This is a genomic window from Bradyrhizobium sp. CIR18 (genome assembly GCF_014198295.1).
Classification (GTDB): domain Bacteria; phylum Pseudomonadota; class Alphaproteobacteria; order Rhizobiales; family Xanthobacteraceae; genus Bradyrhizobium.
On record NZ_JACIHF010000006.1, the window covers coordinates 164,769 to 188,686 of the forward strand.

The window sequence follows — 23,918 nt, forward strand, 5'->3', positions numbered from 1 at the left end:
AAGCGCTGCGCTGCGTCCGGGGCACGAGAACCTGACCTATACCGCCGGCTTCGGTAGCTCGGCGATCGCGCAGGCCGCACGCAGCGTGTTGACCAGCAGGCACGCCACCGTCATCTGGCCGACGCCGCCCGGCACCGGCGTGATTGCGCCGGCCACCCCAAGCGCCTCCTGATAGGCGACGTCGCCGACGAGGCGCGTCTTGCCGTCTTCTTTGGGTATCCGGTTGATGCCGACGTCGATCACGGTCGCCCCCGGCTTCAGCCAGTCGCCGCGCACCATCTCAGGTCTTCCGACCGCGGCATAGACGAGATCGGCCTGCTTCACGAGCCCGGGCAGGTCACGCGAGCGCGAATGCGCGATCGTCACCGTGGCGTTCTCGTTCAGCAGCAATTGCACCAGCGGCCGGCCGACCAGATTGGAACGGCCGATAACGATGGCGTTCTTGCCTTCGAGCGAGGCGTGCACGCTCTTGGTCAGGATGATGCAGCCGAGCGGCGTGCAGGGCGACAGCGCCTCGAAACCGCCGGCGAGCTGGCCGGCATTGTTCGGATGCAGCCCGTCGACGTCCTTGGCGGGGTCGATGGCGTTGACGACGGCCTCGGTGTTCAGCCCCTTCGGCAGCGGCAACTGCACCAGAATGCCGTGCACGGCCGGATCGCGGTTGAGCTTCGCGACCAGCGCCAGAAGCTCCGCCTGCGAGACGTCGGCCGGCAGCTTGTGCTCGAACGAGGCCATGCCGGCGGCCTGGGTCTGGGTGTGCTTGGAGCGGACATAAACCTCGCTGGCGGGGTCGCTGCCGACCAGCACGACCGCCAGCCCCGGCACCAGATTGTGCTCGCGCTTGACGCGGGCGACCTCGTCCGCGACGCGGGCCCGGAGTTCCGCGGCAATGATTTTTCCATCGATAATCTTGGCGGTCATGTCAGTTCCCTCAGTCTTTCGATTGGGCCGAGACGAGCTGGCGCAGGGCTTCGCCGAGCCGTGCCGGATCGCCGTCGACCGCGATCTGCTTCAGCCGCGAGGTGGCTCCGGACAGGAGCTTTACGCCGGCCTTGGGGACGCCCAGCGATTTCGCCAGCAGGACCAAAACGGCCTTGTTGGCCTCGCCGCCGTCGGCGATGGCTCGCACCCTCACCTTGAGCACGCTGCGGCCGTCGGCCAGTTGCTCGATCCCGTCGATGCCGTCGCGACCGCCGCGCGGCGTCACCCGCAGCGCGATGCTGATTCCTGCGGCCGAGTAACGCCAGGGCTCCTTGTTTGCAACCAAGGCGCTCCAGCCCGCTCAGATCACGTTGGGGTAGATGTAGTACAGGATCACCCGCTCGATGAACATGATGATCAGGATCAGGATGATCGGCGAGATGTCGAGACCGCCGAGACTGGGCAGGAAGTTGCGAATCGGCGCCAGCACAGGCTCGGTGATCCGGTACAGGAACTCCGCCACCGCCGAGACGAACTGGTTGCGCGTGTTCACGACGTTGAAGGCGATCAGCCAGGACAGGATCGCGGAGGCGATCAGCAGCCAGACGTAGAGGTCGAGCACGATGATGACGATGTCGAGAACGGCACGCATGGCTTTTGAAGCCTCTGGCTTTTGAAAACGTTGGCTGCGGTCGGGATTGACGCCTTTTGCTAGATATCGGTTCCCCCCCGCCCAAACAAGGGAAGTCCGCGCCCCGAATGGCTAAAACCGGGTGACACCCGTCCTTGACTTGACCTTGGCGGGGACTTAAATGGCGCCCGGTTGTCGGCCGCGTTTACCAGAGCGGCCAGCAAAGGGGCCATAGCTCAGCTGGGAGAGCGCGTCGTTCGCAATGACGAGGTCGGCGGTTCGATCCCGCCTGGCTCCACCACGCTTCGCCCTTCGGGCTACGCGTGGCGCAGCCGCGCAGAGCTCGAAGGGCGAAGCGTGGTGTCCGGCGAAGCCCGCAGGGCGAAGACGGACCGGTTGAGGAATACTCCCCCTACCTCCCCGTAAACCGCGGCGGCCGCTTTTCCATGAAGCTCGCAACCCCTTCCCGGAAATCGCTGCCGGCGAGCGCCACCATCATCTCCCGGTTGGCTTCGATGGTTGCTTCCGCGAGCGTCTGGAACGGCACCTCGTAGAGTTGGCGCTTGATCACGGCCATCGCGCTCGGCGAGACGAAATCGGCGAGATCGCGCGCATAGGCATAGGTCTCCTCGCGAAGCTTCTCAGGCGGGCAGAGCCGGTTCACCAGGCCGATCCGCAGCGCCTCGTCGCTCGGCACGCGCCTCGCCGAGAGCAGCAGATCCATCGCATTAGCATGACCGACGATGCGGGGCAGCATCCAGCTGATGCCGTGCTCGGCAATCAGGCCGCGCCGCGCGAAGGCCGTCGTGAACACCGTATTGTCGGCGGCAAAGCGCAGGTCGCAATAGAGCGCGTGCACGAGCCCTATGCCGGCGGTCGCACCGTTGAGCATGGCGATCACAGGCTTCTTGATTGACGGATAGAAACCGTAGCGCGTCTGCCAATCCGGACGGCGGTTCATGTCGAACGGCGGCAGGTTCGACGCGCGCCGGACGTCGTCGGGGTCGAGCCCCTTCAAAGCATCCATATCGGCGCCGGCGCAAAACGCGCGGCCCGCGCCGGTGAGGATGATGACGCGGACATTGTCATCGGCGCTTGACGCTTCCATCGCATGGCGCACGTCGCGCTCCATGGTCGGCGTCCACGCATTCATGCGATCGGGACGGTTGAGCGTGATGGTCGCGATCTTGTCGCTCACCTCATAGAGAATGTGGTCGTAGGCCATGACGCTCTCCCTTTGTCTGCCGGCGCAATTTCGCGCGCTCGTTGGGGAGCGAGCCTAGCATATCCAGGAATGAGGCAAGGGCTTCGCGCGAACGCGCGGATCACTCGGCGGCTTGCGCCAGCACCGGCCGGCGCGCCAGCCAGCCGTCGATGAAATGATCGAGCCAGGCGCGCTCCGCGACATCGTATACGGCACGATCGGCGAAATGATGATGTCGCTGCCGCGCACCGGGCGCGCTGAAGCCGTCATAGCCGCGCGTGGTCCAGCGATGCATCATCGCGTAGGTCACGTCAGGATGAAACTGCACGCCGAAGGCATTGCCGGTGCGGAACGCCTGCACCGGAAAATCGTCGCCTTCTGCAAGCAGCTCGGCGCCGACAGGCAGCTCGAATCCCTCGCGATGCCAGTGATAGACCTGGGCCGGCCAGGCCGGGCAGAGGGCGTGGCCCGCGGCTGTGGGCCGGATCGGGTAGTAGCCGATCTGGGTCAGCGCATCGGCATGCGGCGCGACGCGGGCGCCGAGTTGCATCGCCAGCATCTGGGCACCAAGGCAGATGCCGAGGAATGGCCGCTGCTCGCGCAGCGGAATTTCGATCCAGTCGATCTCGCGGCGAATATAGTCGTCGGAATCATTGGCGCTCATCGGACCACCGAAGACCACGGCGCCGGCATGCTGATCGAGCGTCTCGGGCAGGGGATCGCCGAAGCGGGGACGGCGAATGTCGAGCCGATGGCCAAGCGCACGCAGCGCATTGCCAACACGGCCCGGCGTCGAGGATTCCTGGTGCAGGATGATCAGAACCGGCAACTGGGTTTCGGAGGCGACGGCACTTGGCGTCCTTCTCGGGAAGGGCACCACTTCTGCGCTACCAAACCTGTCCGTCCGGAACGACATGGCCTCTGCGAGTGCTATCGGTTCAGACCGTCAGCATAACTAAGCGATCGTTAATTTCGTGTGAGTTCGCGCACACATCGAAGCCGAAGCAAGCTCCGGGCCAATACGGGAGCTTCGAGGGCTAATGCCTCTGCCTCTGGAATCGGCTGGTGGCAGCCAGGATGAAGCCCCGCGGGAAGAAGCGCAGCGCGAATGGCACAATCTTGATGCCGAGACCAGGCAGCACTGCCCGTTTGTTGGCCATCAGGCCGCGATAGGCCTCCTGCGCGACATCGGCGGCCGAAACATTGAGCAGGGCCGTATCATGTCCGGAGCCGACGCCCGCGCGCGCCTGGAATTCGGTGGGCACGGGACCCGGGCAAAGCACGGTGACGCGAACGCCGCGCGGCGCGAGCTCGGCCCGCAGCGCTTCGGTGAAGGAAATCACGTAGGCCTTGGACGCGTAATAGACGGCCATGCCGGGGCCGGGCAGGAAGCCCGCGACCGAGCCGACATTGAGAAGGCCGCCCTTGTTCCTGATGAGTTGATCGGCGAAGCGCAGCGACAAATCGGTCAGAGCCCGCACGTTGACATCGACAATCCCGATCTGCTCGTCGCGATCGCGCTCGATGGCATCGCCGAACACGCCGAAGCCGGCATTGTTGACGAGGTGGTCGAGCTCGACGCCTTCGGCGGCGAGCGCCGCCGCGATGGTCTCGCCGGCGTCGGGGTCCTCGAGATCGCAGGCGATCACGATCGGCTTCTTGCCGCCTTTGGCGGCGAGCTCGTTCGCGAGCGCCTCCAAACGGTCGGCGCGCCGCGCTGTCAAAGCGAGACGATGTCCATTGGCGGCGAACACGCGCGCCAGCTCCGCACCTATGCCCGCCGAAGCACCGGTGATCAACGTTACCCGCTCAACCACGATCGAAGTCTCTTGAATTGAAGTTTTTGGCCCCGCAATGACGGAACGAGAGCATAAGCCGTGCGCGACAGGCAAGCGGTGTCGGCCGCATGGCCACCTGAGCGGGCGACAGGAGGAGCGGGAAAGCCGGGTTTTTACGGACGAATCCGGAGCCGGACGGCCGGCAGCTACATTAAAGTTTCGTCATGTGATCCGCACAACCGGCCATCCACCGGTTTGCGCGGATCAGCCGCCGACGGCGCTGTCCGTCACCTGACCACCAGCGCGCTCCGCCACCGTATGCTTCAGGTCGATCCGGTCGCGCTGGGAAATCCCGAGCAGGTCGGAGGCGCGCCAGACGACGTTGTCTTCGAATTCGGAGACCTGGCCGTCGGCATAGACCAGCTCCCACATCATCCGGACGATGCGCTTGCGGCCCTCTTCGTCGAGCGAGCGCATGATGACGCTGGTGAAGTGATAGAGGTCCACCGCCTCGCCCTCGACCTGGGTGGCGTCCGCGATCAGACGATCCGCAGTGCCGCGATCGAGCTTAAAGTGGCTTTCGATCAGGCTGTGCAGCTTGCGCTGCTCGGCCGCGCTCGGCTGGCCGTCGAGCGAGATTACGTGGACCAGCAGCGCGGTGGCCGCCAACCGATAATCGCTGTCACCGAACGTGCGGTTCTGGTCATTGGGGGCAACAATATCGGCGATGAATTGGCGCAGGCCGTCGAGCATAAGATCCTACCGAAATCGATACAGCCGCGAGGCGCGGCCGTTACCAGCATTATATGAGCAGGAAACTCAACCGGCGCAACGTGCGTCAGTTCCGCGCGCTGCATTACGTTTCGGCAATCTGGCCGCTGTGAATCGGACGCGAGTAGCAAGCCAAGCCCTTCGCTGTCGTCCCGGCCTAGTGCGCAATTGCGCACGGGCGCCGGGACCCATAACCACAGCCTGTGGATTGACGAAGACCTCACCATCCCGCCCATTCCAGAAATCACGCGGTATGGGTCCCTGCTTTCGCAGGGACGACAGCGGAATTCCGTCACGGAATCTCGTACACCACCATCTTGTCGGCGATGCCGCGCAGCGCCGCCTGTTTCTGGATCGGCTTGATCGCGCGCTGCTCCAGCACCTCCGCAACCGCGGGCGCATCGAGCACCGGGCCGGTGATGTGGATCTCCTGCGCGGTCGACAGGCTCTGCACGCGGGCGGCGATGTTGACCGTCTGGCCGAAATAATCCTGCCGCTCGTTGAGCATCACCGCGAGGCAGGGACCTTCGTGGATGCCGATCTTGACGATGAGATCATCAGTGCCGCGCCGCTTGTTGAGCTGGTCCATCGCCGCGCGCATCCGCAGGCCCGCGACGATGGCATGCTCGGGACGGACGAAGGTCGCCATCACGGCATCGCCGATCGTCTTCACAACGGCGCCCTTCTCGGAGGAGATGATCTCGAGCAGCGCATGGAAATGCGCGCGCACGAGATCGAAGGCGGCGAGGTCGCCGACGCGCTCGTAGAGCGCCGTCGAGCCCTTCAGATCGGTGAACAGGAAGGTGAGCGACGTGATCTGGAGCCGCTGGTCGAGACTGAGATTGTCCGCCTTGAAGACATCGCGAAAGGTCTGGTTCGACAGCATCCGCTTGGCGGTGAGGAACGGCTTGCGCTTGCCGATGAGATGATGAAGCGCCTCGGCCGCGATGAACACCGACGGCAGCACGCGCACGCCGGCCTGGTTCTCCAGCGACAGCCGCAGCGGACCCGGCCGCATGGTCGTGGTCCCCGTCGGGGCCTGCACCTTGTTGTACATGATGGCGAGCTGCTGACGATCCTTGGTCGGCTCGCCCTGGACGTCGATGAAATGGGCGGCGTGCGTGACCGGCTCGAAGATGATGACAAAGTCACTCGGCAGCTGCAGCGACATGGTCGCCTTCTCGCCGGCCGGCAACTCCATCGTATCCAGCGTCACCTCGTTCGCCAGCGTCGCGAACGATTCCTTGTTGAAGTCGACGCCGGAGCTCCAGAACACCTGCTTGAAATACTCCCACACCGGCAGCGTGTCGGGGTCATGCGCCGCGATGCGCCGGACGCGCGGATTCACGGTGAAGGACACCTCGACCTGATCGTCGACGGAGGCCTTGTAGCCGCAGGCGCAGAGCGCGCAGTGATAGTCGTCGGGCTTGAGCGCCTTCAACGTCGTGTGCGCGCCGAGCACGCCGCCGCAGCCTGGACACAGCACGTTCCAGCCGAGATCGAACAGCCCGAGCCGTGCTGCGTGCAGGAACGCCGAGATCGCGTGCTCTTCGTCGACGGCATGGTGCGTCGCGAAGTCGAGGACATTGACGCGATTGAGCTCGTGATCCTGGCCGTCCTCGATCAGACGCGCAATCGCATCGACCACCTTCGCGTCGGCGGTCTGCTTGAGAACGGAGAACTGGGCCTGGATGTCGCTCATCGCGGGACTCTGCTGGTTGAATCACGCCATCGGCCAGGCAATCGCCTGTCACCGACGGGTGATACGGAACATAGGTGAGTGGTCCGGCTGGGTCGTGACGACGCCGAGCGGGATCACGGGATCCGCCTGATCGGCGAGCTCGACGCGGAACGCGCCGATCAGCCGGGCCAGCGCCAGCACGGATTCAGCTTGCGCAAACGGTGCGCCGATGCAGACGCGTGGACCTGCGCCGAACGGCAGATAGGCGAAGCGATCGGGCGCCTCCGTCGACATGAAGCGCTTTGGAATGAACGCGTTCGGTTGATCCCACAGCTTCTCGTGCCGGTGCAAAAGCCAGGGCGCGATCATGATGATGTCGCCCTTGGCGATCTCGACGCCGGCCGCATTGTCCTTTTCGCGTGCTGCGCGCGCGACCAGGAAGGCGGGCGGATAGAGCCGCATGGTCTCGTCGATCACCGCGCGGGTGAATTTCTGGCGATCGATGTCGGCCATGCTGTCGAGATGCTCGCCGCTTGTCTCGGACGCCACCTCCTCCTGCGTCTCCGGATCGAGTGCGAGCAGATAGAGCGCCCAGAACAACGCCGTCGCCGTGGTCTCATGACCCGCCAGGATCATGGTCGCGACCTCGTCGACGAGCTGCTCGTCGGAAAAGCCCTTGCCGGTTTCCGGATCGCGCGCCACGTCCATGAGATCGAACAGGTCACGCGGCGGCGCGCCGTCCTTCTTGCCGGCAGCGCGCCGCTCGGCGATCAGCATGGCGACGAACTCGGTCCAGCGCTTGCGGAAGCGGGCGCGGGCAAAATCCATCGGGCTCGGCCACGACACCGGCAGCAGCATGTCGAGGAAGTAGGGCCGTCCCAGCCGGGACGCATACTCCATGATGAAATTGCGCAGGGTCGCGCCATGCCGGTCCATGCCGAACGAGAACATCGTGCGCCCGGCGATCTCTAGCGTCATGCGCTGCATGATTTCGCGCAGATCGACCGGCGCGCCCGTCTGCGTATCGAGCTTCGCGATGGTCTCGTCGAGCACCGCCGTCATGTGCGGCACGAGGTTGGCGGTGGCGCGCGGCGTGAAGGCCGGCGCGAGCGTGCGGCGCTGGAACGTCCAGGAATGACCTTCCGCGATCAGAAGCCCGTCGCCGAGCACCGGGCGCAGCATGCGGATGCCCGCCGGCGTGCGCGTATAGTTCTCATAATTGTTGAGCAGGACGTGCCGGATCGCATCCGGCTGATTCAAGATGAAGCTGTTGCGAAGGAAGAAGCGGCCCTTGATGACCTCTTCCTCATAGGCGGGCTGCCCCCATGTCGCGATCATGTTGCGCCGGATCACGGCAAGCCGGCCGAAGAACGACATGTCGTCGGGCGCACGCGGGGGAGCCGGGGGGACGATGGGCCTACGCACGCTGGCGATATTCATGGCTCTCTCCCGCAAGATGTGACGCTGGCAAAATAGCTAATAAGTCAGCTCGGCGACCGCAATCCTGTTCTCCTGGGCGGGCCAGGCGCGCGCCACAATTCGTTCTTCGCCGAACTCGGCCACAATGTTACGCCCAACCTCGCTGGCGGGAAGCCGCAGGGTTGCTGCCGCATCCGTGGGCACGCCTGGCTTGACGTCGGCCGGCTCCTTGCCGTCGAAGAGCACCACGTCCCGCGGCAGGCCGAAATAGCCCCTCGGCCGCGACATGATCACGACCGCGGCTGCGTCCTTGTCGGCCGGCCCGAGTGGGCGCGCGGCGCGCAAATGCACGACATCGGATGAGCGCGGGAACGGCGAGCGGTAGATGTGCGTCGTCGGCGTGTCGGGCGATGCCAGCACGAATTCGAGCGACCAGGCGGGATCGACCTGCGCCGGCCCCCAGCGGCCGTCGGCACCGGTCTTCGCGCTGTGCAGCGCACCACCCTTGCGCTCTCCGGTTTCCGGATCGACGCGGAAGATATCGACGGTTGCGCCCGCCGCCGGGCGATTGGTCGGCACGCCGCCCGGCGTCCCCGTGACGAGGCCGCTCAGCCGGACGCTTGGCTCCGGCACGATCGCGATGCGCGCGGGCTCGCGTCCCGCGATGAATTTGTAGATCTCGCGGAAGGCGCGCGGGTGGAATGCCACCTCGCGATGGTCGAGCGCGCCGAGCACGAGATTGGTGGCGCCCTTCAGCTCCGGCCCTTCATTGGTGACACCGGTCGGCGTACCGGGCTTGCCGATGAAGCGGCCGTCGGCCTGGGCGTATTTGTCCATGCCGTCGCTGCGCAAGGTGAGGAAGGCGACACCCGGCGTCACCTCACTCTCGCCCTCGTTCAGGCCACGCAGGAATACGCCACGGCCGTTGAACTCGTTGTTGGGCTGGTCGTCGGTGGCGAACACGCCGTGATTGGGCGTGCCGCACAAGACCGCGTGGCTGACGTCGCCGGCACCGCCATTCTTGATCACGTTGCGGATCGAATAGCCGCCGCGCGAGCTGCCGACCAGCGCCACGCGCGCCGCGCCGGTGCGGCGCTTCAGCTCAGCGATGGCAGCGGCGAGCTCGCGGCGCTGGTCCTCGGTCGAGGAGCGGTTCGCCTGCTCGACCTTGTCGTCGCTGCGCGCGTTGGGATCGGTGAAATTGATCGCCATCATGCGATCGCGCGCGATGCCGTTGGATTCCATCCGCCACAAGGTCGTCATCCAGAGCGCGTCGTAGTCGCCATTGCCGTGGACGAACAGGATCGGCGGCACCTCGGTGCCCGGCGCCGCAGCGGGCGCGGATTGGGCCGATGCGCCGGTCCGCAAGCTCGCAATTGCGAAAGGCAAGCTGCCGGCCCCCTGCAGGATCGTCCGTCGCGACAGCTTCATTTGTTCCTCCCGGCAAACCAACTCTTTGCACCGCTTATAGCGGCTTAACCACTGGACAGCGAAGGACTTTCGCGGGCATCACTGAATTGGCCGGAATCGCCCAGGATCACTCCAAGACCATTCTGCCAGCCCGTTTGGAAGGGGATATGACCGAGCAGACGAACCGCCAGAAAATCGCCGCCGACGGCATCACCGCGCCTCTGCGGTACACGGTGTTCCGGCGCATCTGGCTCGCCAGCCTGCTCTCCAATCTCGGCCTCCTGATCCAGGGCGTCGGCGCGGCCTGGGCGATGACGCAGATGGCGGCCTCGGCGGACAAGGTGGCGCTGGTGCAGACTGCCTTGATGCTGCCGATCATGCTGATCTCGATGCCGGCCGGCGCCATCGCCGACATGTATGACCGCCGCATCGTCACCCTGGTCTCGCTGATGGTCGCGCTCGCCGGCGCGACGGTACTGACGGTGCTGGCTGGGTTCAATCTCATCACCCCGGAGACGCTGCTCGCCTTCTGCTTCGTGGTGGGCAGCGGCAACGCGCTGTTCGGCCCGGCGTGGCAGTCTTCGGTCAGCGAACAGGTGCCGCCCGATGCGTTGCCTTCGGCTGTCGCCCTGAACGGCATCAGCTACAACATCGCGCGCAGCTTCGGTCCCGCGGTCGGCGGCGTCATCGTCGCCGCGCTCGGGGCGGTGGCCGCCTTCGCCTGCAACGCGATCCTCTATCTGCCGCTGCTGGTGGTGCTGCTGCTGTGGCGGCGCAGCACCGAGCCCTCGCGCCTGCCGCGGGAAAAGCTCAACCGCGCCATGGTCTCGGGCTTCCGCTACATCACCAATTCACCGCCGATCAAGATCGTGCTGTTGCGCACGCTGGTGATGGGCCTGATCGGCGGCGCCATCATGGCGCTGATGCCGCTGGTCGCGCGCGACCTGCTGCATGGCGGTGCGCAGACTTACGGCATCATGCTGGGCGCCTTCGGCATGGGCGCCGTGATCGGTGCGCTCAACATCCACGAATTGCGCAAGCGCATGAGCGGCGAGGCTGCGATCCGCGCCTGCACCATCTCGATGGCGTTTGCGATGGCCGCCCTTGCCCTGAGCACCGAGCCGGTGCTGACGGCGACCGCGCTGGTATTGGCCGGGGCGGTCTGGATGGCCGCGATCGCGCTGTTCAATATCGGCGTGCAGCTCTCAGCGCCGCGCTGGGTCGCCGGCCGCTCGCTCGCGGCGTTCCAGGCCTCGATCTCGGGCGGCATCGCCATCGGTGCCTGGGGCTGGGGCCATCTCACCGACTATGCCGGCGTCGAGATCGCATTGCTGACTGCGGCTGGCCTGATGCTGATCTCGCCGTTGCTCGGGATCTGGCTAACGATGCCGCGCGTCGGTGCCCGCAACGAGGATGCCGACGTGCTGGCCGATCCCGAGGTGAAGCTGTCCCTGACGGGACGCAGCGGACCTCTGGTGGTCGAGATCGAATATCGCGTCGCCCAGGAGAACGCGCGCGCGTTCCACAACGTGATGCAGGACGTGCAGCTCTCCCGGCAGCGCAACGGCGCCTATGGCTGGTCGATCGCCCGCGACATCGCCGACCCCGAATTGTGGACCGAGCGCTATCATTGCCCGACCTGGTTCGACTATTTGCGCCAGCGCAACCGCTCGACCCAGTCAGAACGCGCGCTGCATCAGCAGGCGATCGATTTCCATATCGGTCCCGAGCCGGTGCGGATCCGCCGCATGCTGGAGCGTCCGTTCGGTTCGGTGCGCTGGAAGGAGGAGACGCCGGATCGTGCCAGTGCCGAGGTGCTGCCGGTGGTCGCGACCGCGGCGGGGAGCAGTGTCAGACCGTAGCCCGGATTACGCTTCGCTCCATCCAGGCTACGAGAACTCTTACTGCCCGTGCTCGGTCAGCACCTTGTCGCAGCCTTTGCTCAGCTTCGTGCGGTGCTGCTTGAGGCAGGCGAGCACGGCGCCATCGCCATTGTTCATCACGGCACGGCAGAAGCGGGTGACGTCGCGCGCGCAGGCATCGTGGCCCGGCTGCTGCTGCGCGGATGCGACCGATGCGCCGAGCAGCAAAGGAAGAATGAAAAGAAATCTGGTCATCGCGTAATGCCTCTTACCCGGAAGAATGTGCGGGCGAAGCTAGTGCGACGATCCCTCAGCCGCAACGGCTTTATTGGCAGGCTGCATGGCGCTGCCGCGTGACCCCGGCTTGACGCCGGGGCGTATCGCGAGGGGAGCTAACCGACGCAACGATTGCAGTGTTGCGTGCTCTTACTGCTTGTCCTGGGCGTCAGCGACCTTGCGCGACGCGCCCTTGGCGAGATCCTTATCCATCACCGCGCGGCAGCCGGCGCTCAGATCGGAGCGATGCTTCATCATGCACGCCGTGATCTTCGGGATGTTGGGGATTTCCGACGAGCACAGGCGGAAGGCGTCGCCGGTGCACATCTGCTGCGCCTCGGCCGAGAAGGCGAAGCTCGAACTCGTCGCGACGAGTGAGACGATGGCGGCCAAGCCGAGCGCCAGGCTGGCGTCACGGAGACTGGCAGAGAAGGACTTGGTGTCAATAGGCTTGGTGTCAAGAGACTTGGTCATTTGAAGCTCCCATTGGCACCGTCGCAACGGTGCCCGTTGTTGATGGGAACTACGATGCTCCAGCAAAACAGTTTCCACTGTGATGATGGTCACGGGCGGCACCCCGACTGTGACGTCGGTCACTTTGGCGCACCTCCCTGAAATTCCTCCACAACCGCCGTCGTGTTGGTGTCACGTTAACTGTTACTTCGCATTAATGGCTCGTCGCGCGGGAAATTCCGCCGGTTTGGTTGCGTAATTGGAAAGAGTAGCGATGCGTAATGCGTTGGGCCTGATGTTGGCCAGTGTAGTTGCGGCGGTCGTGATCGCCGCCGGCGGTTGGTTTTATTATTCCTCGCGCGCCGATCAGGCCGCTCCCAAGACAATTGCCGCCCGTGCCGCCGATCCATTGCCGGCACCGGCGAAGCTCGCCGCCAGGGATGACGTCGAGACCACCGCGACGATCGCGGCCAGGCCGACAACGGTTGCTCAGGCACCCGCGCCCGCCCCGGCCATGCCGGTTCAGCAGAAATCGACCTGCGCCAATCCGAACGCGCTGGGCGTCTCCCGCGTGGTCGAGATCGACACCACCGGCGGCCCCGGCTTCGGCTTCGATCATTTCAAGCAATTCGACTTCCTCACCGACAAGGAGGTCGTGCTGACCTTCGACGACGGTCCCTGGCCCGTGAACACGCCGAATGTGCTGAAGGCGCTGGCGGATGAATGCACCAAGGGCCTGTTCTTCTCCGTCGGCAAGCACGCGACCTATCATCCGGAAATCCTGCGCCAGGTGCTGGCCCAGGGCCACACGGTCGGCACGCACACCTGGTCGCACGTCAATCTGAACGGCAAGAAGATGACCGAGCAGATGGCCAAGGACGAGGTCGAAAAGGGCATCAGCGCGGTGAAATTCGCGCTCGGTGCCAACCCCGCGCCGTTCTTCCGCTTTCCGCAGCTCCAGCATAATCCGGCGATCGTGAGCTATTTCGGCACCCGCAACGTCGCGATGTTCTCGACCGACGTCGACTCCTTCGACTTCCGCAAGGGCGCGACGCCGGAAAAGATCATCGAGACGGTGATGACCCGGCTCGACAAGCTCGGCAAGGGCATCATCCTGATGCACGATTTCCAGAAGAATACCGGCATAGCCCTGCCGACGCTGCTCGCGCGGTTGAAGGCCGGCGGCTACAAGGTCGTGCAGATGAAGGCCAAGACGACGCTGCAGACGCTGCCGGAATATGACGAAGCGATCATGAAGGACATGAAGGTGCCGACCGCGAGCACGAACACGCGTCCGATCGGAAGCGTGGTGCAGACGGTGTCGCAGTAAACGCCATCTATCCAATCCAAAACTCTTGCGTCATGGCCGGGCTCGTCCCGGCCATTTGCTTTTGGCGAGCCCCTTACCAATAGATGCCGTGGCGGTGCAGCTCGCTGATGATGCGGCGCTCGGTCCAGCGCTTGGACTTCGGCTTGTCCGCCCTTGCCGTTTTCTTGGTGGCGGGCTTGGTTGTCGCGACCGGCGCCGGGGTGGTCGTGGACGTGGTCGCCGCCGGAGCGGTCGGAGTGGCCGTGGCGGCCGGCGCAGAGAGCGACACTGCCGGCGGACGATCGGAATATTTCGGCGCCTCGGTGGCCGGCGCAGCTTCGCTCGCCTGCGGCGTGGAGGTGGTCGCCGAGGTTGGCGTGGTCAGTGCAGCGGGAGCCTGAGCGCCTGCCGCGGACAGCGACAGGCTGCGGGAGCCGTCTGCCTGGGCAGAGGCAGAAGCCAGGACCATGGCGGCAACCAGAATGATCTTGCGCATGTGAAATCTCCCCGTGATGGCGTGCCCGGGACATTACGGGGAAGGTGTCCGGGGTTAAGTGATTGGCCTCACACAATCGCGGAGCAATTTCGAACCGGCCGGCTGCGATCAACACCCCCGCCGATAAACCCGCAGCGTCACGTCCGGAAAGCTCATGCTGTCGAGCAGGCAGACGCCCTTTTCCGCATCCATGCGGGCGATGAGCTCATCGCCGACCCGCGGTCCGACCAGCGTGTGCTGGATCGAGCTCGATACGACGAGGATGTTCGACTGCAGAAGCGCGTCTGCGGTGGCCGCTGCCGTTCGATGCAGCATCTCGCCACGGACGACCAGATTCATCCGCGCCTGCGCCGCATACAACTGAATGGTCGCGGGCGTGACCGGGTAGGGACTCGAAAAGCCGATGTAAAGCGGGCCCGACAGCGGTGGCTTGACGTCGCGCAGAAGCGACCAGAGACGCTCGGTCGATGCGCGGATGCTGTCCTGCTGCTGCGCGCTCAGCGGCGTCGCCACGCTGAGCTGACCGATCACGACGTGCTTGACGAACAGCGCGAGGGCGATTGCGAGCGCAAGCACGCGGCCTGCCGTCAGCAGATGGCGACGGATGTCTTTCGCAAGGGCCGTGCGCGCAAGCAGTGATTCCATGGACGCCATGCTGGCGCAGCCATTGAGGACCATCGCGACGATGAACACGCCGTAGAACATTGCGCCGAAAAAATAGGTCTTGATCTCGGCAACGGACGGAATGGCGTAGGCAATCAGCACGGTGGCGAGCAGAACGACCGCATCCAGCACCGCGGCCGAGCCCTGGATCGCAGCGAGCACGAAGCGCAGCAGCATCAAGGCCAACCCGATAGCGAGCCAATAGTGCAGGCCGAACTGTCCCTCTCCACCGATGGAGAAACGTAGCAGCCCGGGCCAGAATCCTTCGCCCGTCGTCCAGAGGTCGCGCTGGCCGACGAACACCATGAGGATGTAGGTGACGGTCTCGACCAATGCGGGTCCGATCAGCACGGCCGTGGTCGCGATCAGCGGCAGCACAAACCACGCGAGCGCGCCGAGCGCAGTCCTGATCGACAGGCGCAATCCGCCGGCCTGGATGCAATCGACGACCAGCCGGATCGCGAACGCGCTGCCGAGCAGAGCAAGCGCAGCCGGGAACGATGTCGGCTTGATGCAGGCGGCGAGTGCGCAGGCAACGCCGAGGCCAGCCAGCGACCGGGCGCTGCGCCGGAGCACGCCGCGATAGACGATGGCACCGGCAGCAAGGCCGACGGTAAGTCCCGAGGGCAGATCGGGACGCGCCTCGGTAATCGTGTGCCACAGCACCGGCACGCACTCTGCTGCGACCAGACACGATGCGATCTCGAGGACCGGCCGTCGCCGAGCCAGCCAGATGATCCCGAGCAGGAAGCCGAAGACGATCACGGCATGAACGAGATAGGGACCGACATAGCTTCCGGGAAACGACCAAAAACCGGTGGCCGCCACCAGCGTCGAAAACGGCGCATGGTGATGCAGCAAGTCCCAGACGCTGCCGGCGACGCCGCGGCTTCCAAAGGCATTCACCCATCTGACCGCGTCTTCGAAATAGGCGACGTCGTCATAGAGCGGGGGAACGGACAGCCGGCTGTGCAGCCGCGACGCGTCGAGCGATTTGGAGGCGGCGATGGCGGTGATCAGCGCCGCTGGGATGACGAGACCGGGCAGCCGGACCCAGTCGCTCCGATCCGCGGCCCCGGTTCCGTTCGCCATGCCCCTGCCTGCCCCCAACGCCCACACCCCAGCCAGGCAGCATCGTAAGGACACCGGCATCGCGCGCAATGCGCCGGATGCAATGGCCGGGACCTAGGCTTGCGCTTCTTGGATCGGAAAGTTTGAGCGCTGGTGCCGCAAGAGGGATTCGAACCCCCGACCCCGTCATTACGAATGACGTGCTCTACCAACTGAGCTATTGCGGCGAACCCTGCCGGGGCCAAGGCGATGCCGGCCCCGATACGCGCGCTCCTGATATCGGGCATGGCCCGAATTGGCAAGGACAAGCCGGGTTCGAAATGCGGCTCAGGCGCCCCAGCGGGACCAGAATCCGCGCCAGCCGCCGGCCTGGGCCTTGGGTGTACCGATTTGTTCCGTAAATTCATCACTCGGACCCTCGTCATCGATCCCGGGATCGTCGGGGGCCCGGACGATCGGAATGACCGCGGGAATCGGCGCTGGCGCGGGTTTGCCGAGGTCGGCGCGGCTCCGGAACACCGGTGTCGCCGCCGGCGGCGGTGATTCGGCGGGCTCCGGGGCCGGTTGGACCGGTTCGGCGGTCACAACGGCCGGCTCTTCTTTGGCCATCGGGGGCGAATTGTCCTGCGCAGCTGGCACTGGCGCCGGTGCTGGTGCCGGTGCCGGTGCTGTCGCGGGCGGTTCCGCCGGGCGTTCGCTGGGAGCCACCGTCACCCGCTTCGGCGGCGGGGCCGCCAGCATGGCCTCCTCGAAGGCCGAGGATTCGATCGTGGTCCCCTTGTCCGAAGGCAGGCTCGCGACCGGGGTCTGCCACTGGAACGCATCGAGCCGGCCGGTGACCGGCGAGACCGGGCGCCAACGATCGCTGACATAGCCGTCCGCAGTCCAGGCCGGATCGTGACGGGCGCGCACCGCCCGCAGGGTCCAGGCGCGGGCGCGGCCGCTATCGCCATGCTCGGCACGCTCGATCTCGGCCATCAGCAGCGCGACGCGCTGGGTCGGATCGCTGAGATAAGGCGCGAGCACTTCGCGCGCGCGGGCGAACTCGGAGGCGTCGATCGCGGCACGCGCGATCGCGAGCTGGCCCTCGATATGGCCGGACTTGTCGGCAGGCGTCTTCGCCGCGAGCGTCTCGACCCGCTGCAAGCGGTGCCAGGCGGTATCGCCGAGCTTCACATGGGCATAGGCATCCGCGAGATCCGGATGCGGATTGGCGAGCCAGGCAGCTTCCACCCGCTTCATGGCGCGGCGCACCTGATGTGCCTCGCTGTCGAATTTTGCCGCGAGCACGGCCGCGGGCACCAAGGTCGGCGCAAGCTTCACCGCCTCCATCACGCTCTCGCGCGCGACGTCGCGGTCCATCGTCTGCAATTCGAGCGCGCGCGCCGTGAGCAACACACCGCGCTGCCGGCGATAGGCCTGCTTGTCGATCAGGCCTGCGGACAAATTCGAATCGAGGATCGCGAGCGCGCCGCTCCAGTCGCCGCGCGCGCAGCGGAAGCCGAGCACCGCTTGCGAGGCCCAGGTCGAGGACGGCGACAGCTTGATCGCTTCCTCCGCGATCATCACGGCGCCGACCGCATCGTCGGCGCGCTGCGCCTCAATGAACAGGCCGCGCAGGCCGAGCAGGCGCGTGTCCTCACGCTCGGCCATGGCGCGGAAGACGCGCTGCGCCTCGTCGCGATTGCCTTCGAGCTGCGCCGACTGCGCATGCAGGAGCAGCGCGAGCGGATCATTCGGGGCATGCCGCCGCGCCGTTTCCGCGTGCCGGCGGGCGAGTGCGGTATCACCATGACCGATCGCGAGCAGGCCGTGGGTGATGGCGTGGCGGCCCCGCGCGTGGCGCTTGTCGTGGCGGCGGCGGCGCAGACGCCCCGGCGTGCGCCAGATCGTCGTCACGATGCTCCAGACCAGCACGACGGCCGCGGCAAACAGGCCAAGCAGGAACACGAATTTGGGAAGCGTGGTCGAGGCGCGGAAACTGCCCGCAGTCAGGACGAGATCGCCGGGCTGGTCGGCAACCCAGGCCGCGCCGGCCGCCGCCAGCGCGATCAGGACAAGGAAGAGGACGATGCGAAGCATGGCGATCCCTATACGCGCTTAGTGTTGCGCGAAGCTTTATTGAGCAGGCTTGACGAGATCCGCCATGGCATCGTCGGCGAACTTGCGGGAAGCGGCGAGCGCAGCGTCGCGGGCATCGGCCTTGTCGAGCCAGGCCTGCGCCGGCGCACGATCGGCCTCGGCCAGCGTCTTGAGCTCGCGCCGCGCTTCCACGAAATCATTGCGAAGCGCCGCCGCCGTCACCCGTGCGACGATGGCGCCACGATCGTTGCCGACCCCGTCGGTGCGCTCGATGCGGACCAGCTTTGAGGCTCCTGCCTGGAGACGCTCGACGATGCCCGTGCCGCTGGTCTGGGCTTCCGCCGGCGGCGACAGCTTCGGCACGATGTTGAGCAGCTCGCGGCTCAGCGCCACCGGCGTCGGGATACCTGACGCGGCAAAGGTGTCGAGCGGCTTCAGCATATCGGGCTTTGTCACCATCGCCCGCGCTGCGGCCAATTGCGACTCGTAAGCATCGCCGTGACGAACGGCGACGTCGAGCAGGGCCGCCGCCACCACATGGCGCAGCGGCTTGTCGTCCAACGTCTTCGCATCGGCGATCTTCTCGCCCTGCTGCGCGAGCTCGGCACGTTCGGCCTTGCTGGCGCGCTCGAGCTGGGCGATGCGGTCGCTCAGAGCGGCGAGGTCGGGTGCGGCAGCGCGGGGGGCGGATTTCGCATCGTTCAATGTGCTCGCGGTCTTGTCGAACTGCGTACGCAGATTGGCGACGTCGCTGCGCAAGCCGCTCGCGGATTTCTCCAGCGCGTCGATCCGCGCCGCCATGGCCGGATCGGCGACGGGCTTGCCGGCCTTGGCTTCAACTGCCGCAACGCGACCGCTCAGCGCATCGACCGTCGCGCTCGTGACTTGCGGGGTGGCCGGCGGTGCCTGCACGGCGGGCCAGCCCAGCATCCAGCCGACCGCGATCACGACCGCCGCCGCGACAGCGCCGGAGAACGGCGCGATGACCCAGGGCGACATCGGCGCAGACACGGGAGCCGGCGCAACCGCGGCCTGCGGTTCGGTCCGCTCCGGCTCTGCGTCAACCTGGTCGGATTTTGCCTGCTCAGGCTCGGCGTGCTCCGGCGCCGGCGGTGCCTCGGGCTCGACTGCCGGCTCCTGCGGCTGGGTCGAGACTTCGGTGGCTTCGAGGTCGATGGTGGGCGGAGTGCGCTTGGCACGGCCGGACTCAGGAGCCAATCCTGCGTCTTCAGGCTTGTCGTCGGCCATCGTGACGGTTCCTCACTTCCATACGCGGGACGGACCCGATTACGTCGGATTCGGCTCGACCTCTTACGCCAAACGGGTGCGTAACGCACGCTCCAAGGTGGTAAATAAGGCATTTTCGTCCGGTGTCGCAGCCACCAGAACCTGCGACGCGCCGGCATCACGCAGCACGCTGGCCACCGTCTCGGACAGGCAGCATTGCGGTATGGCCAGCGCCGAGATTTCGACGCCTTCGTCCCTGGCCGCATCCAGGAACGCCCGGGCGCTGCGCCGGGAGTAGTGCAGCACCGCCTCGACGCCGTGGGCGGCAAAGCCCTCGCAGACCTCGCGCGGCAGATGCTTGACCGGCGCCATGCGATAGGTCGTCTGCGTGACCACGCTAAACCCCTCCGCACCGAGCTCGCCGCCGAGGTCGCGCGACAGATCCGCGCCTGCGAGATACAGCAGCGTGCTCTTTTTCTTCAGCACCTTGTCGCGCGCGCTCTGCATCACCTTGTCGCGCAAGGAGGCGGCATCGCCGCCGGCGACGATCACCTCGGCAAAGCCGGCGTCGCGCGCTGCAGCAGCCGTATGCTCGCCGACCGCAAACAACGGCAGCTCCAACAGACCAAGATCCCGCAATTGTGGCGCGACGGCACGGATCGCGTTGGCCGATGTGACGAGGATGGCACCGTAGGGAGCTTCACTCTCATCATGGAAGGCGACCGGCTCGAACTTGAGCACCGGCGCAAGCAGCACCGCAAGGCCTCGCGCACGCAGGCTTTCCGCCGTCGCCTCATTGTCGGGATGCGGCCGTGTGACAAGGATGGACATCGCTGGTGTTCCCGGACCAATTGGCGGCGACGCATTCGTGAGGAAGCCGCGCGTGACGATTGCGCAATCTGGCCCCGGAATGCTACCGGACGTACCAGAACTCTGCTTTACGGATGAGCGCAAGGGCGCAAATTGGATAACAATTCGCCAATGCTGGTGCTGGGCATTGAAACCACCTGCGACGAGACCGCCGCGGCGGTGGTCGAACGCTCGCCTGACGGCAGCGGCAGAATCCTGTCCAACATCGTGCGGTCGCAAATCGAGGAGCACGCCCGCTTCGGCGGCGTGGTGCCGGAGATCGCCGCCCGCGCCCATGTCGACCTGCTCGATGGCATCATCGAGCGCGCGATGCAGGAGGCCGGCGTCGGCTTCGCTCAGCTGGGCGGCGTTGCTGCCGCTGCGGGGCCGGGCCTGATCGGCGGCGTCATCGTCGGGCTCACCACCGCGAAGGCGATCGCGATGGTGCACGACACGCCGCTGGTCGCGGTGAACCATCTGGAGGCGCACGCGCTGACGCCGCGCCTCACCGACGGAATCGAATTTCCCTACTGCCTGTTCCTCGCCTCGGGTGGCCATACCCAGATCGTCGCGGTCACCGGCGTCGGCCAGTATGTACGGCTCGGCACCACCGTCGACGATGCGATCGGCGAGGCCTTCGACAAGGTCGCGAAGATGCTGGGCCTGCCCTATCCCGGCGGGCCGCAGGTCGAGCGCGCGGCGGCAAGCGGCGATGCCACGCGCTTTGCGTTTCCGCGGCCGATGCAAGGGCGTCCCGACGCCAATTTCTCGCTGTCGGGATTGAAGACGGCAGTGCGCACCGAAGCGAGCCGGCTGGCCGAGATCACGCCGCAGGACATCAGTGATCTCTGCGCGAGCTTTCAGGCCGCCGTGCTGGATTCGACCGCCGACCGGTTGAGCGTCGGCCTCAGGCTGTTCCGCGAAAAATTCGGCGCGCCGCGCGCGCTGGTCGCGGCCGGCGGCGTCGCCGCCAATCAGGCGATCCGCGGCGCCCTCGATGCCGTCGCGCAGCAAGCCGGGACGCAGCTGATCATGCCGCCGCCGGCGCTCTGCACCGACAACGGCGCGATGATCGCCTGGGCCGGTGCCGAACGCCTCGCGCTCGGCCTGACCGACACGATGGAAGCGCAGCCCCGCGCACGCTGGCTGCTCGATGCCAACGCAACGGCGCCGGCGGGCTACGGCAAGACCCGGGCGGGATACTAGCCATGACTGCATTCCAATCCGTCGCGGTGATCGGGGCAGGCGCCTGGGGCACGGCGCTGGCGACCGTGGCGGCGCGGGCGGGAAGGAGCGTCACGCTCTGGGCACGCAATGCCGAGCATGCCGCGCGGATCGCCTCGACACGCGATAATCCGCGCCTGCCCGGGGTGCGGCTCGCGGCGGAGATCGTCGTGACCAGCGATCTGGCGCTCACCGCGCACGCCGACATGTTGCTGATCGCAACACCGGCGCAGCATTTGCGTGGCGCCGTCAACATGCTGGCCTCGCATTTGACAGGGCCGGTGCCGATCGTCGCCTGCGCCAAGGGCATCGAGCACGGCACCCATAAATTCATGACCGACGTGATCGCGGAGGCCGCGCCGCACGCCCAGCCCGCGATCCTGTCGGGTCCAAGCTTTGCCGACGATGTCGCGCGCGGCTTGCCCACGGCGGTGACGCTGGCGGCAGGCGATGAGACGTTGGCGCGCGCACTGGTGCAGGCCCTGGGCTCGCCGACGTTCCGTCCCTATCACTCCACGGACATTCGCGGCGTCGAGATCGGCGGCGCGGCCAAGAACGTGCTTGCAATCGCAGTCGGCATCGCGGTCGGGCGCAAGCTCGGCGCCTCCGCCCAGGCTGCCCTGACGACCCGCGGCTTTGCCGAGCTGACGCGTCTCGGCCGCGCGCTCGGCGCACGCAGCGAGACACTCGCCGGCCTCTCCGGTCTCGGCGATTTGATCCTGACCTGTGCGAGCCCGCAGTCACGCAACTTCGCCCTTGGTCTTGCACTCGGCCGCGGCGAGCAACCGCCTGCCGGCAAGCTTGCCGAGGGTGAGTTCACCGCGCCGGTGCTGATCGAATTCGCAGCTTCGCAGGGCATCGAGCTGCCGGTATCAGAAGCGGTCGCGTCGATCCTGAGCGGCCGAAGCACGATCGACGCGGCTATCTCGGGGCTGCTGACGCGCCCCTTCAAGTCAGAGGAATAAACATGGCGTACTGGCTGGTGAAATCCGAACCATCGGTGTGGTCCTGGGACCAGCAAGTGGCGAAGGGCGCCAAGGGCGAGGCCTGGACCGGGGTGCGCAATTACACCGCGCGCCAGAACCTTGTCGCCATGAAGAAGGGCGACAAGGCGTTCTTCTATCATTCCAACGAGGGCAAGGAGATCGTCGGCATCGCGGAGATCATCAAGGAGGCCTATCCCGATCCGACCGACAAGACCGATAAATTCGTCTGCGTCGACATCAAGGCCGACAAGCCGTTGAAGACGCCGGTGACGATGGCCACGATCAAGGCCGAGAAGAAGCTGGCCGACATGGCGCTGGTGAAATATTCGCGCCTGTCGGTGCAGCCGGTGACAGCGGAGGAGTGGAAGCTCGTCTGCAAGATGGGCGGGATGTAGGCGCTGCCGTAGCCCGGATGGAGCGCAGCGAAATCCGGGACAGTCTTTCCGTATGCACCGATCCCGGATTACGCTGCGCTCCATCCGGGCTACGATGTCCGGTTCTGCATCTCCGGCAGCGCAAACACCTCGCATGGCGCGGCAATGCCGCGCAGCGAATGCGATCCGAGCGCGACCAGCGGCATGTCCGTTTCCGCGGCGAGCGCTCCCGACACCAGCACGGCCCGCCCCAGCGGCTTGCACAATCCTTCGAGCCGGCTGGCGAGATTGACAGCGGGACCGATCGCCGTGAAGTCGAGCCGGTTGGCGGCGCCGATATTGCCCCACAGCATCTCGCCCAGATGGAGCGCAGCGCCGAATGCCAGCGGCGGCAACCGTTGAGCGCCGCGCTCCTTGTTGAGATAGACCATGCCGGCCTCCGCCGCGCCTGCGGCACGCAGGGCGGCCTCGCAGGCCCGGCGGGGCGATGCATCGACCACCGGAAAGATCGCGAGCACGCCGTCGCCGATGAATTTCAGTACTTCGCCGCCGAAGGCGTGAACGGCACCGGCGATGCGGTCGAACCAGGCATCGAGCGCGGCGATGACCTGTGCCGGCGGTGAGGTTTCCGACAACGTCGTGAAGTTGCGGAGGTCTGCATAGAGCAGCGCGGCCTGAATGGTCTCGCCGAGATCGCGGCGCAGAGGTGCCGCCAGCACCCGCTCCGCGCTGCGCTTGCCGAGATATGCGTCTAACGTCGCGCGCAACGTGGCGCGCGCGGCGAGCACGGCGAGGGGCGTCGCTGCGAAACGCGCGGCCTGGCGCAATTGCCCGATGTCGTCGGCAGTGAAGGGACGCGGCCCGATCCAACAAAGCTGCGGCCCATCGGGCCGCCCGATGACGTCTTCGTGGACCTCGCCCCGCGCGATGTCGCGCAGCCAGCGGCGGCCGGCATCGTTGGGCGGATCGGGCGCCAATCCGCCGGGCGCGAAGCCGAGTGCTTCGATCACTTGGCCGCTGTCTGCACGCCACAGCCAGGTCCGCTTTGCGATCAGAGGATGCGGCACCTCCAGCGTCAGGGCGCCCGCCGCAAGCGCCACGCCGTCGGCGACCAGATAGGCGCCGAGTTCCGCAAGCAGGCGATCAGCTCCGGCGCTATCCGAGGCGGCATCGACGAGCCAGGCGAGGGTCGGGGAGAGCTGCATGGCTCGATCATGGCGAAGGCAGGCGG

At 66.2% G+C, this 23,918-nt stretch carries 23 protein-coding genes and 2 tRNA genes; 6 read left to right on the forward strand and 19 right to left on the reverse strand.

Going from position 1 to position 23,918, the window contains the following annotated elements; genetic code table 11:
* Positions 1 to 36 precede the first annotated feature (36 nt).
* Genes folD through GGD65_RS21025 form a run of 3 tightly spaced genes read right to left on the reverse strand, consistent with a single transcriptional unit; the run spans position 37 to position 1,573 of the window.
* On the reverse strand, positions 37 to 921 hold the full coding sequence (gene folD / locus GGD65_RS21015; protein WP_183236490.1) for a bifunctional methylenetetrahydrofolate dehydrogenase/methenyltetrahydrofolate cyclohydrolase FolD: 885 nt from the start codon (positions 919 to 921) through the stop codon (positions 37 to 39).
* A 10-nt stretch (positions 922 to 931) separates the two neighbouring features.
* Positions 932 to 1,267: a DUF167 domain-containing protein gene (locus GGD65_RS21020; RefSeq protein WP_018318965.1), complete on the reverse strand. Its 336-nt coding sequence runs from the start codon at positions 1,265 to 1,267 to the stop codon at positions 932 to 934.
* A 15-nt stretch (positions 1,268 to 1,282) separates the two neighbouring features.
* A complete protein-coding gene (locus GGD65_RS21025) occupies positions 1,283 to 1,573 on the reverse strand; it encodes a YggT family protein (RefSeq protein ID WP_018318966.1) in 291 nt (96 codons plus the stop codon).
* A 204-nt stretch (positions 1,574 to 1,777) separates the two neighbouring features.
* Between GGD65_RS21025 and GGD65_RS21030 the strand changes: the two genes are divergently transcribed.
* Positions 1,778 to 1,853 (forward strand) — tRNA-Ala (locus GGD65_RS21030).
* 111 nt (positions 1,854 to 1,964) lie between these two features.
* On the opposite strand, the gene GGD65_RS21035 is transcribed toward GGD65_RS21030, so the two are convergent.
* The 7 genes from GGD65_RS21035 to GGD65_RS21065 all read right to left on the reverse strand — a co-directional run bounded on the left by GGD65_RS21035 (position 1,965) and on the right by GGD65_RS21065 (position 9,836).
* Entirely contained in the window at positions 1,965 to 2,777 is an 813-nt protein-coding gene (locus GGD65_RS21035) for an enoyl-CoA hydratase (RefSeq protein ID WP_183236491.1), read from the reverse strand.
* A gap of 100 nt (positions 2,778 to 2,877) precedes the next feature.
* Positions 2,878 to 3,672 (reverse strand): glutamine amidotransferase, encoded by a 795-nt coding sequence (locus tag GGD65_RS21040; RefSeq protein ID WP_092261489.1) that lies wholly within the window; start codon positions 3,670 to 3,672, stop codon positions 2,878 to 2,880.
* A gap of 121 nt (positions 3,673 to 3,793) precedes the next feature.
* Positions 3,794 to 4,573, reverse strand: coding sequence for an SDR family oxidoreductase (locus GGD65_RS21045; protein WP_183236492.1), 780 nt, complete (start codon positions 4,571 to 4,573; stop codon positions 3,794 to 3,796).
* Positions 4,574 to 4,798: 225 nt separating this feature from the next.
* Positions 4,799 to 5,287, reverse strand: a complete 489-nt coding sequence (locus tag GGD65_RS21050; protein WP_018318970.1) for a TerB family tellurite resistance protein — start codon at positions 5,285 to 5,287, stop codon at positions 4,799 to 4,801.
* 310 nt (positions 5,288 to 5,597) lie between these two features.
* Positions 5,598 to 7,007 carry an adenylate/guanylate cyclase domain-containing protein gene (locus GGD65_RS21055; RefSeq protein ID WP_018318971.1) on the reverse strand — a complete coding sequence of 470 codons (1,410 nt, stop codon included), beginning with the start codon at positions 7,005 to 7,007 and terminating at the stop codon, positions 5,598 to 5,600.
* A gap of 48 nt (positions 7,008 to 7,055) precedes the next feature.
* Positions 7,056 to 8,426 (reverse strand): cytochrome P450, encoded by a 1,371-nt coding sequence (locus tag GGD65_RS21060; protein ID WP_183236493.1) that lies wholly within the window; start codon positions 8,424 to 8,426, stop codon positions 7,056 to 7,058.
* Between the two features lie 36 nt (positions 8,427 to 8,462).
* Positions 8,463 to 9,836 carry a hydrolase gene (locus GGD65_RS21065; RefSeq protein WP_183236494.1) on the reverse strand — a complete coding sequence of 458 codons (1,374 nt, stop codon included), beginning with the start codon at positions 9,834 to 9,836 and terminating at the stop codon, positions 8,463 to 8,465.
* A 146-nt stretch (positions 9,837 to 9,982) separates the two neighbouring features.
* Between GGD65_RS21065 and GGD65_RS21070 the strand changes: the two genes are divergently transcribed.
* Positions 9,983 to 11,677, forward strand: a complete 1,695-nt coding sequence (locus tag GGD65_RS21070) for an MFS transporter (RefSeq protein ID WP_179732393.1) — start codon at positions 9,983 to 9,985, stop codon at positions 11,675 to 11,677.
* Between the two features lie 39 nt (positions 11,678 to 11,716).
* Here the strand turns inward: GGD65_RS21070 and GGD65_RS21075 are convergent, their stop codons facing one another.
* Both GGD65_RS21075 and GGD65_RS21080 read right to left on the reverse strand, forming a co-directional pair.
* Positions 11,717 to 11,932: a cysteine rich repeat-containing protein gene (locus GGD65_RS21075; RefSeq protein ID WP_018318984.1), complete on the reverse strand. Its 216-nt coding sequence runs from the start codon at positions 11,930 to 11,932 to the stop codon at positions 11,717 to 11,719.
* A gap of 171 nt (positions 11,933 to 12,103) precedes the next feature.
* Positions 12,104 to 12,427 (reverse strand): hypothetical protein, encoded by a 324-nt coding sequence (locus GGD65_RS21080; RefSeq protein WP_183236495.1) that lies wholly within the window; start codon positions 12,425 to 12,427, stop codon positions 12,104 to 12,106.
* Between the two features lie 253 nt (positions 12,428 to 12,680).
* Between GGD65_RS21080 and GGD65_RS21085 the strand changes: the two genes are divergently transcribed.
* Positions 12,681 to 13,736, forward strand: coding sequence for a polysaccharide deacetylase family protein (locus GGD65_RS21085; RefSeq protein ID WP_092261497.1), 1,056 nt, complete (start codon positions 12,681 to 12,683; stop codon positions 13,734 to 13,736).
* A gap of 73 nt (positions 13,737 to 13,809) precedes the next feature.
* On the opposite strand, the gene GGD65_RS21090 is transcribed toward GGD65_RS21085, so the two are convergent.
* The 6 genes from GGD65_RS21090 to GGD65_RS21115 form a co-directional block, all read right to left on the reverse strand.
* A complete protein-coding gene (locus GGD65_RS21090) occupies positions 13,810 to 14,211 on the reverse strand; it encodes a hypothetical protein (protein WP_183236496.1) in 402 nt (133 codons plus the stop codon).
* A 108-nt stretch (positions 14,212 to 14,319) separates the two neighbouring features.
* Entirely contained in the window at positions 14,320 to 15,966 is a 1,647-nt protein-coding gene (locus tag GGD65_RS21095) for a hypothetical protein (RefSeq protein WP_183236497.1), read from the reverse strand.
* A 130-nt stretch (positions 15,967 to 16,096) separates the two neighbouring features.
* Positions 16,097 to 16,172: transfer RNA gene (locus GGD65_RS21100), tRNA-Thr, on the reverse strand.
* Between the two features lie 100 nt (positions 16,173 to 16,272).
* Entirely contained in the window at positions 16,273 to 18,027 is a 1,755-nt protein-coding gene (locus GGD65_RS21105; RefSeq protein WP_183236498.1) for a heme biosynthesis protein HemY, read from the reverse strand.
* Between the two features lie 36 nt (positions 18,028 to 18,063).
* Positions 18,064 to 19,275 carry a COG4223 family protein gene (locus tag GGD65_RS21110; RefSeq protein ID WP_183236499.1) on the reverse strand — a complete coding sequence of 404 codons (1,212 nt, stop codon included), beginning with the start codon at positions 19,273 to 19,275 and terminating at the stop codon, positions 18,064 to 18,066.
* A gap of 63 nt (positions 19,276 to 19,338) precedes the next feature.
* Positions 19,339 to 20,085, reverse strand: coding sequence for a uroporphyrinogen-III synthase (locus tag GGD65_RS21115; RefSeq protein ID WP_092261502.1), 747 nt, complete (start codon positions 20,083 to 20,085; stop codon positions 19,339 to 19,341).
* Between the two features lie 150 nt (positions 20,086 to 20,235).
* Between GGD65_RS21115 and tsaD the strand changes: the two genes are divergently transcribed.
* From tsaD to GGD65_RS21130, 3 genes are read left to right on the forward strand one after another with little or no spacing between them, the layout of a single operon-like run.
* On the forward strand, positions 20,236 to 21,309 hold the full coding sequence (gene tsaD, locus GGD65_RS21120; RefSeq protein WP_183236500.1) for a tRNA (adenosine(37)-N6)-threonylcarbamoyltransferase complex transferase subunit TsaD: 1,074 nt from the start codon (positions 20,236 to 20,238) through the stop codon (positions 21,307 to 21,309).
* 2 nt (positions 21,310 to 21,311) lie between these two features.
* On the forward strand, positions 21,312 to 22,292 hold the full coding sequence (locus GGD65_RS21125) for an NAD(P)H-dependent glycerol-3-phosphate dehydrogenase (RefSeq protein WP_092261504.1): 981 nt from the start codon (positions 21,312 to 21,314) through the stop codon (positions 22,290 to 22,292).
* Positions 22,293 to 22,294: 2 nt separating this feature from the next.
* Positions 22,295 to 22,708 (forward strand): EVE domain-containing protein, encoded by a 414-nt coding sequence (locus GGD65_RS21130; protein WP_018323603.1) that lies wholly within the window; start codon positions 22,295 to 22,297, stop codon positions 22,706 to 22,708.
* A gap of 89 nt (positions 22,709 to 22,797) precedes the next feature.
* On the opposite strand, the gene GGD65_RS21135 is transcribed toward GGD65_RS21130, so the two are convergent.
* Positions 22,798 to 23,892 (reverse strand): adenylate/guanylate cyclase domain-containing protein, encoded by a 1,095-nt coding sequence (locus tag GGD65_RS21135; protein WP_183236501.1) that lies wholly within the window; start codon positions 23,890 to 23,892, stop codon positions 22,798 to 22,800.
* Positions 23,893 to 23,918 lie beyond the last annotated feature (26 nt).

What these genes read in the sequence shown, in the direction of transcription:
- folD (WP_183236490.1), bottom strand. Translation starts at nt 921, where the DNA reads ATGACCGCCAAGATTATCGATGGAAAAATCATTGCCGCGGAACTCCGG.
- GGD65_RS21025 (WP_018318966.1), bottom strand. Translation starts at nt 1,573, where the DNA reads ATGCGTGCCGTTCTCGACATCGTCATCATCGTGCTCGACCTCTACGTC.
- GGD65_RS21035 (WP_183236491.1), bottom strand. Translation starts at nt 2,777, where the DNA reads ATGGCCTACGACCACATTCTCTATGAGGTGAGCGACAAGATCGCGACC.
- GGD65_RS21040 (WP_092261489.1), bottom strand. Translation starts at nt 3,672, where the DNA reads ATGTCGTTCCGGACGGACAGGTTTGGTAGCGCAGAAGTGGTGCCCTTC.
- GGD65_RS21050 (WP_018318970.1), bottom strand. Translation starts at nt 5,287, where the DNA reads ATGCTCGACGGCCTGCGCCAATTCATCGCCGATATTGTTGCCCCCAAT.
- GGD65_RS21055 (WP_018318971.1), bottom strand. Translation starts at nt 7,007, where the DNA reads ATGAGCGACATCCAGGCCCAGTTCTCCGTTCTCAAGCAGACCGCCGAC.
- GGD65_RS21060 (WP_183236493.1), bottom strand. Translation starts at nt 8,426, where the DNA reads ATGAATATCGCCAGCGTGCGTAGGCCCATCGTCCCCCCGGCTCCCCCG.
- GGD65_RS21065 (WP_183236494.1), bottom strand. Translation starts at nt 9,836, where the DNA reads ATGAAGCTGTCGCGACGGACGATCCTGCAGGGGGCCGGCAGCTTGCCT.
- GGD65_RS21070 (WP_179732393.1), top strand. Translation starts at nt 9,983, where the DNA reads ATGACCGAGCAGACGAACCGCCAGAAAATCGCCGCCGACGGCATCACC.
- GGD65_RS21075 (WP_018318984.1), bottom strand. Translation starts at nt 11,932, where the DNA reads ATGACCAGATTTCTTTTCATTCTTCCTTTGCTGCTCGGCGCATCGGTC.
- GGD65_RS21080 (WP_183236495.1), bottom strand. Translation starts at nt 12,427, where the DNA reads ATGACCAAGTCTCTTGACACCAAGCCTATTGACACCAAGTCCTTCTCT.
- GGD65_RS21085 (WP_092261497.1), top strand. Translation starts at nt 12,681, where the DNA reads ATGCGTAATGCGTTGGGCCTGATGTTGGCCAGTGTAGTTGCGGCGGTC.
- GGD65_RS21090 (WP_183236496.1), bottom strand. Translation starts at nt 14,211, where the DNA reads ATGCGCAAGATCATTCTGGTTGCCGCCATGGTCCTGGCTTCTGCCTCT.
- GGD65_RS21095 (WP_183236497.1), bottom strand. Translation starts at nt 15,966, where the DNA reads ATGGCGAACGGAACCGGGGCCGCGGATCGGAGCGACTGGGTCCGGCTG.
- GGD65_RS21105 (WP_183236498.1), bottom strand. Translation starts at nt 18,027, where the DNA reads ATGCTTCGCATCGTCCTCTTCCTTGTCCTGATCGCGCTGGCGGCGGCC.
- GGD65_RS21110 (WP_183236499.1), bottom strand. Translation starts at nt 19,275, where the DNA reads ATGGCCGACGACAAGCCTGAAGACGCAGGATTGGCTCCTGAGTCCGGC.
- GGD65_RS21115 (WP_092261502.1), bottom strand. Translation starts at nt 20,085, where the DNA reads ATGTCCATCCTTGTCACACGGCCGCATCCCGACAATGAGGCGACGGCG.
- tsaD (WP_183236500.1), top strand. Translation starts at nt 20,236, where the DNA reads ATGCTGGTGCTGGGCATTGAAACCACCTGCGACGAGACCGCCGCGGCG.
- GGD65_RS21125 (WP_092261504.1), top strand. Translation starts at nt 21,312, where the DNA reads ATGACTGCATTCCAATCCGTCGCGGTGATCGGGGCAGGCGCCTGGGGC.
- GGD65_RS21130 (WP_018323603.1), top strand. Translation starts at nt 22,295, where the DNA reads ATGGCGTACTGGCTGGTGAAATCCGAACCATCGGTGTGGTCCTGGGAC.
- GGD65_RS21135 (WP_183236501.1), bottom strand. Translation starts at nt 23,892, where the DNA reads ATGCAGCTCTCCCCGACCCTCGCCTGGCTCGTCGATGCCGCCTCGGAT.